The sequence below is a fragment of the Streptomyces sp. NPDC006197 genome (genome assembly GCF_040613865.1).
In the GTDB taxonomy this organism is placed as follows: Bacteria; Actinomycetota; Actinomycetes; order Streptomycetales; family Streptomycetaceae; genus Streptomyces.
Window position 1 is genome coordinate 19,493 of sequence record NZ_JBEXSZ010000078.1, and the last position, 18,836, is coordinate 38,328.

An 18,836-nucleotide genomic window follows, 5' to 3' on the forward strand; every position below is an offset into this window, starting at 1 on the left:
GGGCCGTCCCCGCCGGCGCGGCCGTCCGCCGCCTTCCGGGCGCCGTCAGGCGGAGGCGCGCCGGACCAGCGAGGTCGGGGTGATCACGGAGGCCGGAATCCCGGGCCCGGTCCCGTCGAGCAGCCGCATGAGCAGCTTCACCATCAGCCGGCCCATCCCCTCGATGTCCTGGTGCACGGTGGTGAGGGCCGGGACGGTCCGGTCGACCACCGAGGCCATGTCGTCGAAGCCGACCACCGCCACGTCCTGCGGAACCCGGACCCCGCGCTCCCGCAGGGTCCGCAACGCCCCCGAGGCCATCAGGTCGTTGGCGACGAACACGCCGTCGACGTCGGGACGCCGGTCGAGGAGCTCCGCCATCGCGCGGGCCCCGCTCTCCTCCGTGAAGTCGCCCTGCCGGAGCAGCTCGGGATCGGCGTCGAGGAGGACGTCCCGATAGCCGTGGATCCGGTCGATCGCGGACGTCTGGTCGGGGGGACCGGAGATGTGCGCGACGTTCCGCCGCCCGAGCTCCACCAGATGCCGCACCGCCTCCCTGGCGCCACCGCGGTTGTCGCAGTCGACGAAGGGCACCGCCGGGTCGATCCCCGGCGCGGGCCGCCCGCCGAAGACCACCGGGATCCGGGCCCGCTCGATCACGGACGGCAGGGCGTCGTCGCTGTGCAGCGAGAACGCCAGCGCACCGTCGACGTGCCCGCCGCCGAGGTAGCGCGAGATCCGCTCGTGGTCCCCGGGCCCCTCCACCCACAGGAGCACCAACTGGGAGTCGTGGGCGGTCAGTTCCCGGCTGATCCCGCGCACCTGCTGCTCGAAGAACGGGTCCGAGAAGATCCGGAACTCGGGCTCGGCGATGATCACGGCCACGGCGCCGTTGCGCCGGGTGACCAGGGTGCGGGCCGCGTGGTTCGGCACGTACCCGAGCTCCTCGACGGCCCGGAGCACCTTCTCCACCAGCGGAGCACGCACCCCCGCGCCGCCGTTGACGACCCGGGAGGCCGTGGCGCGGGAGACCCCGGCGCGGTCGGCGACGGCTTCCAGCGTGGGACGGGGCCCCGTGCTCTGCTCGGGCAAGGCGTGCGCTCCTCTGCTGCGTCGGCTGTACGGGGCGTGCGGTGGGCGCGTCCGAGGGGCGGCGCGCGGTCCCGCGCGGACCAGGATATCTGTGGCCGCCCCTTTCTGAGAGCGCTCCCAGAACCCGTGAAAACCTCGTTGCCCCGCTCCTGGGCCGGGACTAGCGTCAGGACCTCACGACGTGTAGCTCAGCAGCAGAGCACCGGGCTCGGGACCCGGAGGGCGCGGGGGCGGAACCCGCCACGTCGGCTTATGGACGCACACGCTGACAAGCAGCCGCCGAACGCATCGGGTTCCTACGTCGAGGCCCGCCTCGCCAGGGACTTCCTCACCGCGCTCACCGACGCCGACCCGGCCACCCGGGACCGGGCCGGGGAACGGGTCCGCGGCTGGCGCCGCGTACTCGCCGGGACCGCCGCCGGAACCCTCCGCATCGGCTCCCGCACACCGGTGGAGGGCCTGCCCGCCTGGGTGACGCTCGACGTCCTGCACGGAGGCTTCGCCACCGGCACCCCCAGCGCGGGCGGCCCCCTCCAGCCGTACGAGGAGGAGGCCGCCCGCAGGGCGGGCGTACCGGAGGACCGGGAGGCGCTCTTCGCCCACGCCCTCACCGAGGAAGGGCTCACGGAGCTGTGGGCGCTGCTGGACGGCGCCCGCTACGAGATCGCCGTCCCGGAAGAGGCCGCGCTGCTCACCGTGGCCTGGCTGGTACGCGCCGGGGAGGCCGACGCCGCCCTCGAACTCGTCTCCGAACTCCGCCCGTTCGCGGGCCGGCTCCGCTTCACCCCCCGCCCCTCCGACGCCCCGGCACCGGACACGGGCGCCGTGCACCGCCGTACCGTCGCGGACGCCGGCGCCGCACTCGCCCGCCGCGGCCCGAACCGCGCCGTGGAAGCCCAGCGCGAAGCACTCGGAGTGTGGGGCCCCTTCGCGGACGAACTCCTCCGGCACTGGCTGGAGACGGCGGGCCCCGACCACCGCGCGCTCGACCGCCGGCCGGACGCCGGCTGGCACGAGCGCGGCGCCGCCCTCCTCGCCCGCTACCGGCGGCTGTCCCACGAGCACACCCTGTGCGGCCGCCACCGCGACCCCAAGAGCAACCTGGGGATCCTGCGCGGAGCCCTGGAGGAGGCGACGGCCGGACGCCCGCTCGACGCGCGGCGCATCGGACTGCTGCGGCACGCCGTCGCCTCGATGGTCCGCAAGCGGGGACTGCCCGGATCGCAGCGGCACACCGCGCTGCGCGGCGCCCAGGCGGAGCAGGCCGCGCTGCCCTCCCACCAGGACCTGGCGCGCCTCGTGGCCGACCGGCTCGCCGGCCTCCCGCAGGACACCGGCGCCGCCGACGTCACCGCGCTCGTCGCCCCGGTGACCGAGGCCGAGCAGCGGCGGTCCGGCCTGCCCGCCGGGACGGCCGTACCGCCCGCGATCCGCCGCGTGGTCGAGGGAGCGCGGAGCGCGCCGCTCGCCACGCTCGTGGAGCTCGGAGTGGTCCCGTCCGCCGAGGCGATGGCCGAACTGGTTCCCCAGCTCGTCGCCGTCGAGACCGCGACGGTGTACCGGGACGGGCCGCTGCGCGCCCTCATGGCCGCGAACTACCGGGCGTTCCGCAACCGCCGCTCGCTGCTGCTGCTCGACCTGGCACGGCAGGTCAGGCCCGAGGAACTCCCCTGGGTCCGCGCGGTGTCGGCACAGCGCGGCGAGGACGCGCGCACGGAGCGCTCCGCGCACGCGACACTGCGGCAGCTCGGCGAGGTGGCCGTGGACGGCTTCCCCGGCACCCTGCTGCCCAACCCCCTCGTCCGTGAACTCGCGGTGCTCGCCCGCCGGTCCGGCCTCGACGCCCCGCTCGTGGAGGAGCTGGCCGCCGACATCTTCATGGGCGCCTTCAGCCCGAAGTTCCCGGCGGCCGCCGCCGTGGCCGCCGAACTCCTCGGCGGGGGGACGCTGTACGAGCGGTACTACGGCATCGACTACACGGCCGTCCTCGCCCTGGCCGAGGGACGGCCGGGCCGCACGACCACCCGGACGGCACCCGGATTCGCCGCGCTGTGCCGTGAGCGGGCGGGCCGGCCCTCCTCCCGCGGCGTGGCCGCCAACGGCATGGTGATCGAGCAGGCGCAGATCCTCACGACGCACAACCTCGCCACCCTCGTCCACCGCGTCGGCATCACCCCCGCCTCGGGAGGGGCGGACCTGGCCCGGCGCTGCTTCGCCACGGTGTGCCGCCTGACGGGCCGCGCGCACCACCAGCCGCGCCCGCTCGGCACGATCAAGGACGCGGCGTACGCCTGGCGGCAGATGCTCTTCCACCTGTCGCTCTGCGACGACGGGACGGCGGCGGCGGTACTGGCCCGGCTGCCCGACGAGACGGCTCGCCACCCCGCCCACGTGGCCGCCCGCCTGGCACCGGCCCTGGCCGGTCTGCGACTGGTGGCGGAAGGGGGTTCCTTCGCGGCCGACGGCACGGCCGAGGCCGGACGGGCCCGCCGACTGACCGGCTGGAGCACCACCGGCCACTGGCTGAGCCAGGTCCCGACCCCGCCCGGGCGGGGGTGAGCCGACGTCAGGCCCATGCCTTCCGGAGCGGGGAGCGGGGGGAACGCCCGGCGCCGGGGGTGAAGAGCGGGGGAACGTCCGCCGCCGGGGGTGAAGAGCGGGGGAACGTCCGCCGCCCCGGGCGGTGTCAGTGGGGCGTGCGACGATCCTGGGCATGATCGTCTCGCTGGATGCCCTGCTGCCCACCACCGGTACACACGTGTCGACCACCTACGTCGACTGGGTCGCCGTCCACGACCCGGGCGCGGTCGAGGCCGCGCGCGGGCTGGTCCGGGAGATGGGGGCCGAGGTCGACCGGTCCTGGACGAAGCCCGGCGCCGTCGTCGACGCGATGGCCTGGCGAGCCCGACAGCTGCCACCGGCGCACCTGCCGTGGTTCTGGGACACCGTGGGGCACCGGCTGATCGGGTACGGGAGCCGGCCGGGCGGCCGGGCCTACGCCGCGGCGCGCGCGGCCGAGGCCCGGCACGGCCTCCCGGTGGACCCCGCCTACCGCCGGGCCAACGGACTGCTGTTCGCCCGGGGCGGCGCCATGCCCGCCAAGGAGTTCGGCGCCCACCAGCGATTCCTGGCCGAGACGCTGGAGCCCGCGGCGGCGCACACCGCCCTGGAGGCGTTCCTGACCGCCTGGGCGGCCTCGCCCGCGGACCTGCCGGCGGACCTGGTGCGCCGGGTCCGGGCCTCCGCCAAGAGGGCCGGCCTCGGGGACGCGGAGGCCGCCCGGATGGTGGGCACGATCCTCTCGGTCACCCGGAAGAAGGCCGTCCCGGACGCCCTGCTGACGGCGGCCGAGCCGATCCTGACGGCCCATCCGCCGACGGACGCGATCGCGGCCGGCCTGCTGGAGGTCTTCCCCGACGGGGTCACCGACGGCGGCCCATGGCTGCGGCTGCTGATCGGCTGCGGCGCGACGGAGGCGATGGAGACCGGACGGGTCGTGCCGGAGGGCGGGCTCCACCACTGGCTCGGCACCTTCGCCCGCATGTACCAGTACGCCCTCCAGTCCGGCGGCGGGGTCGCACGACAGCCGCTCCCGGCGGAACTCCTCGACCTCGTCGGCCGCTTGGGGCCCCGCCTGCGGACCGAGGGCGCGCCGGTGACGCTGCACACCACCCGCCACCACTACCAGGGCTTCGACGCGGACGTCCTCGACGCCTGCCTGGCGGCCGGGGTCGCGGTCGCCGACCCGGGCCCGGACGTCCGGATGCGCTTCTGGGGCGAGAAGTCCCGGCGCGACCTCGCCGCGCTGGCCGCCGACCCCGTGTTCGGCCCCCGGTTGGAAGGGACCGTGCACGCGAACCTGATCCCGAGTTGGCCCATGGGGCGCAGCCGGCAGCCCGGATCGGCGGTGACGCTGCTCCCGGGGAACGAGGGCATCGCCCACGAGGTGGCCGGACGGGTCGGCAAGCTCGTCGACACCGTCGGTGGCGGCGGCATGGCGGGCGCCGAGGAGTCCGTGGCCGAGCTGGAGACCCTCCTCGACCGGCCGACCGTGACGGCGCTCGGCGGTGTCGCCGACGCCCTCGGCGCGACGAGCGCGGCGGGCGCCCTGCACCGCTCGCTCACGGCCGGCCTCCCGGAGGAACTGGCCTGGCCCGCCCTGGAGTCGGTGTACGCGGAGTTCGCCCGGGAGCGGCCCGGAGACGAAACCGGCACCGGACCCGTCCCAGGAGTCGCCGGGGTGACCTGCACCTGGCCGGTGCTCACCGTGTTCGGGGCCGACCGGGCGGTCGCCGTCGACCCGGACGGCGTCCGGGGCTCCTGCCGGTTCACGGTGCCGGAGGAGACGACGATGCACGCCGTGCACTACGTCGGCGGCTCCTTCCTCGTGAGCTGGACGGTCGAGCCGGACCCCTACTTCTGCGACACCGCGTACTGGGCGGACCGGCCGGAAGCGCCGTTCACGCCGGACGAACAGGGCGGTCTGGTGCCGTTCGGCGGGAAGCTCGACGGGGCCTACGGCTTCCAGTTCGAGACCGCCGACGGAGGAGGCCGGCACGGCGGCCTGCGCGCGCTGCGGCCGGGCGACACCGCAGGCATCGACGGGAACGAGCTGCAACTCGGCGACGGCTCCCGGATCTGGACCAACGGCGTGTACGGGAGGCGCCCGTGGGAGCTGGTGGACCCGGTCACCGGAGAGCCGCGGGGCGGCGCCGACGTGCCCGACTTCCCCGGCCGCCCCGCGAGCGCGGACCCGGCGACCGAACCGTCCGAGGCGGGCATGGCCCTGGCCGCCGAGGCACTCCACCTCGCCCCGCTGCCCGCCGGCCTGACCGACTCCCCGCTCGGCAGCAGGGACGGCCTCGTCGGGACCCGGATCCTGTTCCGTACCCCGCACCGCGACCCCGCGCCCGACCGCTATCTGGTGCAGAGCATCGACGGGCGCACGGCCCGGTTCGCCGTCGACCGGCAGGGGCAGAAGCCCTGGGCCCTGTGGGCGCCGCCGGAGGGCGCCGTGGAGGACGTGGTCCTCGCCGAGGCCGAGACACGGGCGGGCGTGCGCGCGTACACCGCCGACGGCGTCCTGCTGTGGGAGCTGGACGGGCACCCCTCACCCCGGCACCCGCGGGTGAAGGCGGCCCGGCGGACCACCCCGTCCAGGGGCGTGGCCCTGCCCCCGGCCTTCTGGTACCTGCTCCGGACCCGGGACGCCGCCGGGTCGCGGGCGCTGCGGACCGTGCGCCGGGAGACGGCGGACACGCTGCTCACGGCCGCGTCCGACAGCACGGCGGCCCTCCACGAGGCCGTGGCACGGGAGCTGCCGGACGTCACCGATCCCGTCCTGACCGAGGCCGTCGTCGCGGTGACCGAGCGGGCCGCCCGTGTGGAGGAGCGGCGGCGCGCCCTGCACCGGCGCGTCACCCTCCTCGCCGAGGCGCCGCCCGTGCGGCTCGGCCGGTCCGCGCCGGACACCGAGCTCGTCCCCGCCCTGTACGGCCTCGTCGACACCGGCGAGCCCGATCAGTGGCGGCGTACCCCCGACGTGGCACTGCCGGCGACGCTGACCGCGCTCGCCGCCGACGGCGCCTGCCTGGCCGGGACCATCGCCGAGGAGGTGCGCCGGCTCTCACCGCCCGCCCCGCCGCACGACTGGTCGCAGCTCCTCGGCACGATCGACGCCGTCGCCTGGCGGGCGGCGGTGGCACCGACCCCGGACGCGGAGCGGACCGCTCTCCTCGCACTCCTGGACACCTGGGCCGACCAGCCGTTCGCCCGCGAGGGCAGCCGCTGGTGGGTCGGGAGCACGTCGGGCCCCGGACTGGTGGACCTCATGCGCGCGGGCGGCACGGCCGTCGCGTCCGCCGGTGTGAGGGACCGGGACGCGGAGCACTGGTTCGTGGCGCCCGTCGCCGAGGACCCGCACGCCGACCCGGTCCCCGGCGTGGCCACGCGGGCACGGCACGTGCGCGTGGAGCGGGACGACGCCGAGCGGCTGCGCGCCCTCGTGGCCGCCGTCGACACCCACGGTCCGCTCGCGGTTCCGGAGTCGGCGGCCGCCCGCTTCGCCGAACTCACCGGCGTCCGCAGGTCCGTGGCCCGGCTCGTCGTCGCCGGACTCGTCGGCCGGGCCGACCGGGAGGAGCACCGCGCCCTGGTGCGCAAGGCCCCCTACAAGGCGACCGCGCTGACGGCCGAGTCGTACGAACGGCTGCGCGCCCGGCTCGACGGCGCCGGCCGGAGGGCCGTCCTGGCCGCCGCCCTGCCCGACGACCCGACCGAACTGTGGCGGCCGGGCGGCGTCGAGGCGGCCGTGGAGCGGATGGCCGGCGTGTGGCGGGAGCTCCTCGGGACGCGGCCCGCCGTGCACGAGGACACGGCCGACGCGCTGGAGGCCGACCTGGGCCTCGGCGAGGTGTGGGCCCGGCGCCTCGCCGGAGGCTACGACGCCGCCGAGGACGCCACCGTGCCCGCGGCCGGCTGGGAGCTGGCGGCGGCCCGGCAGGGCAGGGGGGTGGAGGTCAGGGCCGTACCGCCGGCCGGGCCCGAACTGCCCTACCGCACCCCGGTGGGCCTCGCGCTCACGGACATCGCGAGCGCCCTCGTATGGGCGTGGACGGACCGGCCCGTCGGAGACCCGGCGCTGGCCGGCGCCCCCGCCCTGTACGAGCGGCTGCGCGCCGAGCTGGACCGCCCCGAGCTGCTGCTCGACCTCCCCGAAAGCCGCGTGAAGGACACGCCGGAGCGGATCGCCGAGCGGTTCGGGCCCCGGCGGCTGCCGGTGGCCGCCCACCCGGAGAACCCGGCCGATCCGGTGAGCGCGTACGACTCCGGACCGCTGGTGGTGTGCGCCCCCCACGGCACCGCCTTCCTGCGTCCCGCGGCCGTCACCGACCCCGGGGCGTGGCGGGAGGTCCGCGAGGTCACCGACCTCGCCGAGGACCTGGACCGGCTGGCGCCGCTCCTCGCCGGCGGCGGGCTCGACCGGATGATGCGCCGCGCCCTGTCCGGGGCCGTACCGGCAGGGGCGTACGAAGCCGATCCGCGCGTCTCCTGCCCGGAGCTCGTCGTCCGGGTGGCGGCGAAGCTCGGGGTGGGCGAGGACGCGGCGGCCCTGTACCTCCAGCTGGCGACGCTCGCCGCGCCCACCGACCGGAACGTACGGCGCTGGACCGGCTGGTCGACCAAGCGGCACACCGAGGTCCGTGCGGAACTCCTCGCCACCGGCGCGGTCCTGGAGGCCAAGCGGGCACGGGCCGGCCGGACCCTGTTCCTGCCCGGCGACTGGACCGAACTCAAGGCCCCGCACCTGCCGCTGGAGACCGCGAAGCTGACGACCCACCTGGTGCGGCCGATGTGGGACAAGTGGATCCGCTCCCCGTTCGTACGGATCCTGCCGACGGCACCCCTGCACGAGATGTTCGAGGAGGCCTGGGAGCGGACCTCCTGAGGCCTGTCCGGTGACCGTCGTCGTGGGCGCGGGCGGACCGGAACGACGACGCCGCCCCACCCACCGAGGAGGTGGACGGGGCGGCGTCGCGAAAAAGGTTCGCCGGTCAGCCGGCGGCGGAGGCTCCGAGCCGGACCTCCTGGTCGGCGGCCGCCCGGGGCGCCAGCGTCTTCTGCGCGAGGACGCCGAAGACGATCCCGAACACCGCCCACAGCACCGCCTGGATCGCCAGGGAGGCGAGCCTGAACTCCCAGAGCAGTCCGGCCGGGAAGCCCGTCGCGACGGCGTCCTCGTTGCCCGGCAGGACGGCGAAGGCGACCGCCGTCACGACGACGAAGCCGGCGCCGGCCGCCAGGGTGGCGTTCCAGTTCCCCAGGCGCGGCGCGAGCCGCCGCCCGGCGATCAGGGCGGCGATCCCGAGCAGCACGCTGAGCAGGATCATCAGGAAGAACAGGGTGGTGCGCTGCCCGATGGTGTCCGGATTGCCGACGGCCGGAGGAGTCGCCGGGTATTTGAGGAACGGCACCAGGTAGACGGTGGTGAACGCGGCGGCGGCCGTGAGCGCCGCCGTCGCCCGGGGGCTGAAGCGGCCGACGCGGCCCAGCGCGAAGGAGAACGCCAGGGACGCGATGCCGCCGAGCGCCACGCCGTAGACGAGGACGCCGGTGGCGAGGCCGAAGGTCGACTGGGCGGAGCGGCTGATCCCCTCCTCCTCTTCCTCGGTGGCCTCCACCTCCACGGCGACGGTGCCGCCGCCGTGGCCCGCGTGGGACCCGTGGCCGGCCGGGGCCTCCCCGGCGGCCTTGGCCTCCTCCACGGCGATCGCGCCGTTCACGGGGGGCTCACCCACCGCATAGGCCACGGCGAAGGCGAACAGCCCCGCGATCAGGCCCGCGAGCATGCCGCGGACCAGCAGGGAACGGACGGTCGAGGCGTGCATGTACCGGTCGCCCCTCAGTGGCAGGGGAAGCCGAGCAGGTGGCGACCGTCGTGCACCCACTCGTGCACGTCGGTGCCGGCGATCAGGGAGGTGGCGCCCTGCTCGGCGCCGACGAAGTACAGCGCGATCAGTGCGAGGAGCCCGACGAAGAAGGCCCAGGGGAGCACCGCGCGCACGGGCAGCGGAGCCGGTACGGCGACGGAAGGGGTGGAAACGGCAGCGGAGACGACGGCCTCGGCCATGATGGAACCTCCTGTTGGGAACTCGCGTCCCAGACGGTGGTGCAGGACGACGGTCCACGGGTCTGACTCGCCGTGACGTCCCCCCAGGGGGCGCCGCGGCTCACAGTGGCGCGACCGTGCCGGATTCCCACCGGACTTCCGTCTCGCCGTCGTCACGCTGTTCAAATGTCGCCTGACCGTACCGCGCGGGGGAGCCGCCGCCAAGGGCGTGAGGCCTGGATCACCTTCGTACGCCCCCGGGTAGAGTCCCGCGCACCACTCCGGCCACAACGGCCCCGCCGTCCCGCCCGCCGCAAAGGATCCCGATGACAGTCCGGTTGACGCTGATCTCGCCCGCGACGGGCGAAGCGCTCCGCGAGGTGCGGTTCGACGACGACGGCCCTCTCGACCCGGCGGGCATCGCCCGCGCCCGGGCCGTCGCCTCCGCCGTCGACCCGTCCCCGCGCGCGTACGCCTCCCCCTCCCGGCGCTGCCGTGACACGGCGCGGGCCCTGGGCCTGAGCGCGGAGCCCCTCGGCGAACTCGCCGGCTGCGCCATGGGCCGGTGGCGCGGACAGACCCTGGAGGCCGTGGCCGCCGCCGAGGAGGCCGGAATCGCCGCCTGGCTGTCCGACCCGGCGGCGGCCCCGCACGGCGGGGAGTCCCTGCGCGATCTACGGGTCAGGGTCGGCGTCTGGCTCGACGGCCTCCGGGACGGCTCCGGCCGCGTCACCGCGGTCGCCGAACCGGACGTGATCCGCGCCGCGATGGTCCACGCCCTCACGGCACCGGACGCGACTGCCTGGCGCCTGGACGTCCGCCCCCTGACCGCCGTCCACCTCAGCGGCCGCGCCGGGCGCTGGAACCTGCGCCCCGGCGAGCCGCTCGCACCGCTGCGGTAGACGCCCCGTCAGACGGGGGCCGGGTCACGCCGGGCGCTTCCACTCCCGCAGCAGGAGGTAACCGAGGTACGCCCCTCCGACGGCCATCGTGTACAGGCCGACCGGCAGGTTGTCGAAGAGCGGCAGCTGCTGGGCGGCGAGGTCGGCGAGGACGAGCAGCAGGGCGCCGAGCAGGGTCGACATGACCAGGTGCGGGCCGCCGCCCCGGGTGACCCGCTTGGCGATCTGCGGTGCCGTCAGGGAGACGAAGGCGATCGGTCCTGCGACACTGACCGCGCCGGCGGAGAGGACGATCGACAGCGAGACCGCCGCGGTCGCCGTGCGGGCCGGACGGGCGCCCAGGCCGGTCGCGAGGTCGTCGCCCATCTCACTGATGCCCAGTGGCCGGGCGAGGAGCGCGGCGAGCGGCAGGCAGACGAGCAGCACCAGCCAGATCGTCCGCGCGTCGTCCCAGGAGCGGGCGGCCAGGCTTCCGTTGACATAGGCGGTCAGCGCGCTCGCCTTGTCCCGCTCGACGGCGTAGACCACGTACTGGGTGAGGGCCGTCGACATCGCGGACACGCCGATGCCGGCCACCACCAGGCGCCCCGGATTGCGGAATCCCGACCCCGTGGAGAAGTAGACGACCGCCATGGCGAGCACGGCGCCGAGCAGCGCGCCGACGGGCACCGGCACGAGGTCCGGGAAGAACAGCGCGGCGGCCGCCGCACCCGCCCCGGAACCGGCGCCGAGCCCGATGACGTCGGGACTGCCCAGCGGGTTGCGGGTGACCGACTGGAAGAGGGCCCCGGACAGGCCGAAGGCCGCGCCGGTGGCGATGGCGACGACGAGCCGCGGGCCGCGCAGCCGGTTCAGCACGAAGGCGTTCTTGCCCCTGGCCTCGCCCGCCAGCGCCGACGGAAGGTCGGCCAGGTCGATGCCGAGGCGGCCCAGGGAAAGGGTCGCCACGGCCGCCCCGAGAAGCAGCAGCAGCGTCACCGCGGCGACGATCGCGGTGCGGCGCCGCACGGGGACGGCGACCCACGGGCCGATCCGCAGGAGGCCACGGCCCGCGGGCCGCACGGGCCGCGACGCCGTCACGGCCGGGGTGTCGATCCGCTCGGCGGTCTTCATGCCGCTCCCCTCATGCGACGGACGGCGAACAGCAGCGCGGGCGCGCCCACGAAGGCGGTGACGACGCCGACCATGAGCTCCTGCGGACGGAGCAGCACCCGGCCGATGACGTCGGCGAACAGCAGCAGGGCGGGCCCCGCGAGCGAGGTGAAGAGGATCTGCAGGCGGAAGTCGGCGCCCACGAGCACCCGGACGAGGTGCGGGACGGCGAGCCCGACGAAGGCGATGGGGCCGACGGCGGCCGTCGCGGCGGCGCTGAGCAGCGTCGCCGCGAGGAGACCGGCGCCCTTGACGCGGGCGGGGCTGATGCCGAGGGAGGCGGCCTTGTCGTCGCCCATCGCCATGGCGTTGAGCCCCGGCGCGAGGAGCACGGCGAGGACGAGGCCGACGGCGGCGAACGGCAGGACGGCCCAGAAGGCGTCGAAGCCGCGCCCGCCGAGCGAACCCACCACCCAGTAGCGGTACGTGTCGAAGACCTGCGGCCGGGACAGCGCGACGGCCTGGATGAACGCGGCGAGGACGGCGGAGAGCACCGCACCGGCGAGCACCAGGCGGACCGGCCCGCCGCCGCCACCGGCCGTGCCGACGAGATGGACGACCACACCGGTCGCCAGGGCACCGGCGAGGGCCCACCAGACGGTCTCGCGCTGCCCGGAGGCGCCGAGGAACGCGGTCGCGGCGACGATGGCGGCGGACGCGCCCGCGTTGATGCCGAGAAGTCCCGGCTCGGCGAGCGGATTACGGGTGATGCCCTGCATCAGCGTGCCGGCGACCCCGAGGCAGAGGCCCGCGAGCAGGCCGAGCGCGGTGCGCGGATAACGGCTCTCGACGACGGTACGGAGGTAGCCGTCGCCGTCACCGGTGACGACCCGCAGGACGTCGGCGGCGGACGTCGGCTTGCTGCCGAACATCACGCTGGCGAGGACCGCCAGGACGAGCAGGGCTACGCACAGGGCGGCGGCTGCGAAGTGCCGGGCAGGGCCCCGCCGTACGACGGCGGGGCCCTGGCCGATCCGGGAGAGAGTGGTCACGCTCGGGACCCGTTGCTACTTCCCGGCCTTGGCGACGGCCTTGTCGATCATCGGGAGGTACCGCTCGATGCTGTACGGCACCGTCAGCGGGTTGATCATCGACGAGGCGGTGACGAAGGGCTGGTCGTTGCTGTGGACGAGCGCGCCCTTCTTGACCGCGGGGATGGCCGCGTACAGCGGCTGCGCCTCGATCTCCTTGCGGGACTTGTCGTCCGTGTAGAAGGTGAAGGCGATGTCGCTCTTGGAGAGCTTGTTGGCGTTCTCCAGGCCGATGAGGGCGGAGTCGGTGCCCTCGGTCTCCTTGAAGGTGTTCACGACCGGGTCGACCTTGAGGCCCAGCTTGGAGACCATCGCGACGCGCTGCTCCTCGGGCTTGAAGACGCCGAGGGTGCCGGGGCCGGTGTTGTAGATGTACGAGAACGTGACGTTCTTGTAGTTCGGGCGCGTGGCGGCGGCGTCGGCGAGCTGCTTGTCGATCTTGGAGGTGAGCTCCTTGGCCTTCTCCGGCTGGCCGAGCGCCTTCGCGACGATCTCGATCTGCTGGTCCCAGTCGGTGCTCCACGCCTTGTCGGGGTAGGCGACGGTCGGCGCGATGTCCTTGAGGAGGTCGTACTGCTTCTGCGTGATGCCCGACCAGGGGGCGAGGATGACGTCGGGCTCGAGCTCGGTGATGGCCTCGATGTCGAGCTCCTCGCCGCCGTCGAACTGCTGGGGCAGCTTGGCGCCGGACTTCTTCACCGCGTCGTGGATCCAGGGCAGGTAGCCGGTCTTGTCGCTGCCCCAGGGGTAGCTCTCGATGCCGACGGGGACGTTGCCGAGGGCGATGGCGGTCTCGGCGGAGCCCTGGCCGAGCGTGACGACGCGCTTCGGCTTCTCCTTGATGACGGCCTCGCCGAGCGCGCTCTTGATGGTGACGGGGAACGCGCCCGCCGGAGCCTTGGCCGCCGCGTCCTTCGCGTCGTCCTTTTTGTCGTCCGAGCCGCACCCGGTCACCATGAGGCCGAGCGAGACCGCGGCGGCGCCCGCCACGAGAACGCGGCGGCGGAAGGGGGTGAACACAGAAGGCATGGCGGATCCTTGTCTCCGGGCAGAGGTGTGTTGACGCCCCGCCCGACGCCCCTCCAGACATGGGAATGCGGAGGCAGCGGCCATCGCGAGGCGCTTGTTAGGTGAGCCTAACCTATCCCCGCCGGATGTGGAGCGCCGGGGCCCCTCCGTCCGCCCCGTGAAGCGCCGTCAGGCCGACGCCTCCCACGCCGTCGTCAGGCCGTCCAGCCACGCAGGCGGCAGCTCGGCGGCGTCCCACTCCTCGTGCAGGTCCGCCGGAGACGTGGCGAGCCGCTCCAGGACGGCGACGCTGGTGGGGGAGTGGATCAGGGAGTACCGGCCGTGGATCGCGATCGCGCTGCCCGGCCCGTACTCGGCGTACAGCCGCTCCAGGCGCGCACGGTGGGTCGAGGTGAACTCGGTGAGCCGGCCCGCGTACCCCGCCCGCTGACGCGAGCTCATCGTGCCGAGCAGGGCCCGCAGCACCTGCTCGGTGACCTCCGGGTCGAGGTCGGAGACATCGGCGAAGGAGAGGTAGAGCGGAGTCACCGCCACCTTGGTCCGCTCCAGCTCCGTCCGCCCGACGGGCGGACGGTCGTCCGGAGAGGCGGCCGACGGATCCGAGGCGACGGCGTGCTTCAGCGCCCGCTCGGCGACGGCGCCCAGCTCGTCGATGACGGCCCGCGCCCCGTCGAGCCAGCCGGAGGCGTACGGCTCGCCCTTCCCCTCGGGCGCGCTCCGCCCGGCCGCGCCGACCTCCTCGTACGCGAGGGCCAGCGCGCCCGCCTCGACGAACCCGATCAGCTCCTCCGCGTCGCCGGACCAGACGCCCGCCCGGGCGAGCAACTGGAGCAGCGTCCTCTTCGCATTGAGGACACTGGCCTCGTCCAGCTGCTGCCGTCCTTCTCCGGCGGTGCTCACAGGGTCCTCCTCGTCGTAGGGACGGCGCGGTGCTTTCGGCCGCACGGAACGCTCCGTTCGAGCCTACGCAACACCCGTCGTCCCGACGCACCCTTCCCGCCCGTGCCGCGCCCGCGTCGACGGCGGAGAGGACCGGCACGTGAACGTTCAGCGCCGGTACACGCGCAACTCCGCCACCTCGTACGACATCTCCGACGCGTCCGGGTCGGGCGCCGGGTGGTACCGGCCCGCGCAGACCGACAGGTTCACGATGAGATGGGCCCGCCAGGAGCGCCCCACCCCGCGGCGGTCGGCGAAGACGCGGGCGCCGTTGACCCACCACACCACGGAGCGCGCGCCGAACTCGATCCGGAGGTCCACCCACGCGCCGGGCCGGATCGCGGGGTCCCGGAAGTAGAGGTACCGGCCCCGCACCCGGTTCGACAGCTCCAGGAGGTCGGGGTTGTCGGGGTGGTACTCGAAGACGTCGACCTCCTGGCCGCCGTCGAGCCAGGTCCAGATCGCCGGCCAGGCGCCCGTCTCCTCGGGCAGGCGCACCCGGGCCTCCAGGACGTCGCCCGCCCGCACCTGGAAGCCCTCCGCGCTGCCCTCCGTCGTGAGCAGCCCGGCGTCCCAGAAGCCGTCGCTCCTGCGGGTGGCCCGGAACGTCCCCGTCCGGCTGTACGAGGGGTCCTCCACCAGGTGATCGAGCTTGTTGTCGCCGGGGTTCGTCGGCCCGCCGTCGGGATAGGCCCACGAGCGGCCCGCCACCCATTGCTCGGCGGAGGAGAAGTCCGCGTCGAGGACGAGGTCGCCGGGGGCCGACGCCGGACCGCCCCCACCGGAACGCCCGCCGCCCCGCCGGAGCCGGTCGAAGAAGTCCTTCAGCACGGCGCCACTCCTTTCGCACGGGCCCCGTCGGCCCACGGACAACCCGTCGGCCCACGGGCAATCTGCCCCACCCTGCCCGGCGCACGCGTGGAGAGCGGTCGATTGGCGACAAGTCGTCACCGACGGCGCCGCTCGACGGCCCGGCGCCGCCACCGCCGCGCCGGCTCGGGCACGGCCACCGACGAGTGCCAGGTCGGCCGGCACGCCCGGGACGCGGGCGCGTGGCCGGGCCGCGGCGCAACGCTCTTCACCGGGGCTCGTTGATCACGCCATGAAGAACGCCGACCCCGGGCGACGCGCCCGCCTCCTCGCCTCGACCGTCGCCGCCCTGCTGCTGGGTGTCGTGAGTGCGCCGAGCACGTATGCCGGCCCCGACGTACAGGACTGTCCGGCGGCGGAGGTCTTCGCGACCGACAACACCGCGATCATCACGGACCCCGACGATCCGAGGCTCGACACCCGCCTCACCCGCTTCGGACACGAGGTGCGGCGGATCATCCGCGCCCACGGCGCACGCCCGGGCGGATCGGAGCTGCTGGACGGTGTCTTCTGGTCCGAGGAGCTGAGGCAGGCGACGTACGAGCGGTCCCGCGAGTTCGACGTCGAGGGGGTCGGCCGCGAGGGGCTCCACCACATCGCGGGCGTCATCGCCAAGCAGTACGACCAGGAGGCCGTCCTCACCTTCCGCTGTCTGCCGCGCACGTCGCCGGAGACCGACGCGGTCGAGATCGAGGTCCCCGGCGTCCGGGTGAGCGGTCTGCGGGAGGCGCTCGTCGCGGACCCGGAGGCCCGCGACAAGCTGGGCGGCGGCTCCGTCACCCTCGACGGCCGGCTCGTTCTCGTGGCTCCGGTCGACGACCTGCCGCTGGCCCGCAGGTTCACGACCGCCCTCGGCGCCGACTGGGACCAGGCGCAGGTGCGGTACGGCGACCGGGAGTTCGTGACCGGCACGGAGTGAGCCGGGGCGCCGTTATCCGGCGTACGTCTCGAACTCGGCCACCTGGGGCGTTCCGTTCGAGCCCGTGATCTCGAAGGTGATCTTGCTCAGCGAGGTCCGGGGGAACGTGATGACGCCCGCCCCGCTGCCCGAGGTCAGGACGGCTCCCGTGTCGGCGTCGACGACCCGCCAGGACCCGATGCGGCCCGTGGCACCCGCCGTCTCCCGCACGTCGATCACCGAGACGGCGGTGGGGGTGCCCCACTTGATCGATACGGAACCGGTCGTGCCGGCCGGGGACCAGTAGGTGCTCATGTCGCCGTCCCGCACGTTGCCGTAACTCGTGCCGGTGGCCTTGCTGGAGCCGTCCGAGCCGGCTCCGATGCTGAGGTTCGTCCCGGTCGGCGGGGTGGGTGTGGGGGCAGGGGTGGTCGCCGTGGGCGTGGGAGTGGGTGTCGGCGTGGGCGTGGGTGTCGGTGTCGGTGTGGGCGTCGGGGTCTGGGGGGAGCAGCTGCCGTCCGACACCAGCAGGCCCTTGCCGGCGCCCGCCGTCCGGCTCACGACGGCCGGCACGCAGGCCGCGTCGTCGAGGCTGTAGGCGTACGGGATGCTCACCGTGGTGTTCGACCGCGGGTCCGGTCCGGCCGGGTGGTACTCGCTGCCGGGGCTCGACCAGGTCACGTTGTCGAAGACGTTGCCGGCGACCTGCCAGTAGCCGGCCGCGTCGGTGTAGAAGGTGCCGAGGACGTCCTTGGAGTCCTCGAAGTAGTTGTTCTCCACCTTGGCGTGCGCCCCGGCACGGGAGTTGATGCCCGACTCGTTCAGACGCAGATAGTGGTTGTCGTACATGTGGGCGGTGCCGCCGCGCAGCAGGGGCGCACGGGAGTCGATGTTCTCGTACAGGTTGTGGTGGTACGTGATGAAGCCGTTGGAGAGCTCCGTCTCGCTGGAGCCGACGAGCCCGCCACGGCCGGAGTTGCGCAGGATGCTGTAGGACAGCGTCACGTACCGGGTGTTGTCCTTCATGTCGAAGAGGCCGTCGTAGCCCTCGGACTCCCCGCCGGACGCCTCCAGGGTGACGTGGTCGACCCAGACGTTGCGGACGTCGCTCTCCATGCCGATGGCGTCACCGCCGTTGGACGTGGGCGAGCCCGACTTCCTGACGTTCCGGACGGTCACGTTCTGGACGATGATGTTGCTCGACTCGCGGATGTGGATGCCGAGTTGGTCGAAGACGGCGCCGCTGCCGACGCCGACGAGCGTGACGTTGCTGATCTGCTTGAGCTCGATCACCCCGTCGGCGGTGTTGCAGCCGGTGCCCGACACCTTGGCGGTGTTGGCGTGGTTGATCGTGCCCTCGACCTCGATGGTGAGCGGGGTGCTGGTGGTGGGGCGGGCGCAGAGGGCGGCGTGGATCGCGGTTCCGGTGGTGGCCCGGACCGTCTGCCCGCCCGCGCCGCCGGTGGTCCCGCCGTTCTGGCTCGCGTAGCCGGTGGCGCCGCCGGTCGCCGCCGCGGCCTCGGGCAGCGACAGGACCGCGCCGGTCGCGGCCACCAGCGCCGTCGCGGCCAGGGCCGCCTGGAATCGTCGTGCGACTGCTCGTCTCATGCTCGTCTTCCCTTTCGCCTTCGCGTGCTGGGAGATGCCCGGGAGGGGCCGTGCAAGGAGGGAAAGAAAGCGCTTTCTGGCGCGAGAATAGGGGTGCCTGAGGGGGAGTGGCAAGGCTTCGGGCGGTGGCGGAATCGCCTGCGGACTGCATGCGGACGGCGTGCCGGCAGCGTACGATTCCGGTCATTTTCAGGGCGGAAGCGGGCGGCCCGCCTTGTCCCGGCACAGTTGATCAAGTAGCGTCGCCCGTCATGAACACCGGACCGGCGATACGCCATGCACAGACGGGCGATCCGGTGGAAGGCTGATCGCTCGGCGGGTGCGCGACAGGCACCCCGAAGGTTCGGCACGAGGACCCCCCAGTGCGCCAGCACTGTGAATCCCTTCCACGTGTCGAATCAACAGCGAGGTCATCCACATGGCAGTCACGTTCAACCACACCATCATCGCGTCCAAGAACCGCGACGAATCCGCGCGGTTCTTCCGCGAGTTGCTGGAACTCCCCGAGGCGCCGTCCTGGGGACCCTTCCTCAACATCCAGCTCGCCGACGGCGTCCTGATCCAGTTCGCCGAGCCCCCGGTGGACATCCAGATGCAGCACTACGCGTTCATGGTCGACGACGAACTGTTCGACACCGCCGAGCGGGGGCGCCGGGATGCCGGGGTAGTCGGGCGGCGGGTTCAGCCGCTGGCCGGGGAAGCCGCCCATCTCGTACTTGAGCAGCTTC

The 18,836-nt window shown here is 74.2% G+C and carries 14 protein-coding genes, 1 tRNA gene and 1 riboswitch; of the genes, 6 read left to right on the top strand and 9 right to left on the bottom strand.

All coding sequences use genetic code 11. The features are described 5' to 3' along the window. Positions 1–45: 45 nt before the first annotated feature. A complete protein-coding gene (locus ABZ318_RS23390; RefSeq protein WP_356904418.1) occupies positions 46–1,071 on the bottom strand; it encodes a LacI family DNA-binding transcriptional regulator in 1,026 nt (341 codons plus the stop codon). 177 nt (positions 1,072–1,248) lie between these two features. Here ABZ318_RS23390 and ABZ318_RS23395 point away from each other — a divergent pair. The 3 genes from ABZ318_RS23395 (at position 1,249) to ABZ318_RS23405 (ending at position 8,518) form a co-directional block, all read left to right on the top strand. Next, positions 1,249–1,320 (top strand) — tRNA-Pro (locus tag ABZ318_RS23395). Positions 1,321–1,323: 3 nt separating this feature from the next. After that, a complete protein-coding gene (locus ABZ318_RS23400) occupies positions 1,324–3,630 on the top strand; it encodes a hypothetical protein (protein ID WP_356904419.1) in 2,307 nt (768 codons plus the stop codon). Between the two features lie 154 nt (positions 3,631–3,784). Further along, positions 3,785–8,518 carry a hypothetical protein gene (locus tag ABZ318_RS23405; protein WP_356904420.1) on the top strand — a complete coding sequence of 1,578 codons (4,734 nt, stop codon included), beginning with the start codon at positions 3,785–3,787 and terminating at the stop codon, positions 8,516–8,518. A gap of 106 nt (positions 8,519–8,624) precedes the next feature. Here the strand turns inward: ABZ318_RS23405 and ABZ318_RS23410 are convergent, their stop codons facing one another. Beyond that, on the bottom strand, positions 8,625–9,458 hold the full coding sequence (locus tag ABZ318_RS23410; protein WP_356904421.1) for a CbtA family protein: 834 nt from the start codon (positions 9,456–9,458) through the stop codon (positions 8,625–8,627). Between the two features lie 14 nt (positions 9,459–9,472). Continuing rightward, positions 9,473–9,700 (bottom strand): CbtB-domain containing protein, encoded by a 228-nt coding sequence (locus ABZ318_RS23415; RefSeq protein ID WP_356904422.1) that lies wholly within the window; start codon positions 9,698–9,700, stop codon positions 9,473–9,475. A gap of 60 nt (positions 9,701–9,760) precedes the next feature. Then, positions 9,761–9,840: riboswitch (cobalamin riboswitch) on the bottom strand. A gap of 165 nt (positions 9,841–10,005) precedes the next feature. Between ABZ318_RS23415 and ABZ318_RS23420 the strand changes: the two genes are divergently transcribed. Further along, entirely contained in the window at positions 10,006–10,581 is a 576-nt protein-coding gene (locus ABZ318_RS23420; RefSeq protein WP_356904423.1) for a histidine phosphatase family protein, read from the top strand. A 24-nt stretch (positions 10,582–10,605) separates the two neighbouring features. On the opposite strand, the gene ABZ318_RS23425 is transcribed toward ABZ318_RS23420, so the two are convergent. From ABZ318_RS23425 to ABZ318_RS23445, 5 genes are all read right to left on the bottom strand, one after another. Further along, positions 10,606–11,694: an iron chelate uptake ABC transporter family permease subunit gene (locus ABZ318_RS23425; protein WP_356904424.1), complete on the bottom strand. Its 1,089-nt coding sequence runs from the start codon at positions 11,692–11,694 to the stop codon at positions 10,606–10,608. Further along, positions 11,691–12,647, bottom strand: coding sequence for an iron ABC transporter permease (locus ABZ318_RS23430; protein WP_356904431.1), 957 nt, complete (start codon positions 12,645–12,647; stop codon positions 11,691–11,693). The genes ABZ318_RS23425 and ABZ318_RS23430 overlap by 4 nt, the downstream gene beginning before the upstream one ends. Before the next feature lie 93 nt (positions 12,648–12,740). After that, complete coding sequence (locus ABZ318_RS23435) at positions 12,741–13,793, bottom strand: iron-siderophore ABC transporter substrate-binding protein (protein WP_356904425.1); 1,053 nt, start codon at positions 13,791–13,793, stop codon at positions 12,741–12,743. A 168-nt stretch (positions 13,794–13,961) separates the two neighbouring features. After that, the gene (locus ABZ318_RS23440) at positions 13,962–14,693 is read right to left on the bottom strand and encodes a hypothetical protein (RefSeq protein WP_356904426.1); all 732 of its coding nucleotides are present in this window, start codon (positions 14,691–14,693) and stop codon (positions 13,962–13,964) included. Positions 14,694–14,840: 147 nt separating this feature from the next. Then, positions 14,841–15,443, bottom strand: a complete 603-nt coding sequence (locus ABZ318_RS23445; RefSeq protein ID WP_356904432.1) for a beta-glucanase — start codon at positions 15,441–15,443, stop codon at positions 14,841–14,843. Between the two features lie 391 nt (positions 15,444–15,834). Here ABZ318_RS23445 and ABZ318_RS23450 point away from each other — a divergent pair, with 391 nt between their 5' ends. Beyond that, positions 15,835–16,521, top strand: coding sequence for a hypothetical protein (locus tag ABZ318_RS23450; RefSeq protein ID WP_356904427.1), 687 nt, complete (start codon positions 15,835–15,837; stop codon positions 16,519–16,521). 12 nt (positions 16,522–16,533) lie between these two features. Here the strand turns inward: ABZ318_RS23450 and ABZ318_RS23455 are convergent, their stop codons facing one another. After that, positions 16,534–18,108, bottom strand: a complete 1,575-nt coding sequence (locus tag ABZ318_RS23455; RefSeq protein ID WP_356904428.1) for a pectate lyase — start codon at positions 18,106–18,108, stop codon at positions 16,534–16,536. Between the two features lie 418 nt (positions 18,109–18,526). Between ABZ318_RS23455 and ABZ318_RS23460 the strand changes: the two genes are divergently transcribed. After that, positions 18,527–18,836: hypothetical protein (locus ABZ318_RS23460; protein WP_356904429.1), on the top strand; the 310-nt coding region annotated here is incomplete at its 3' end.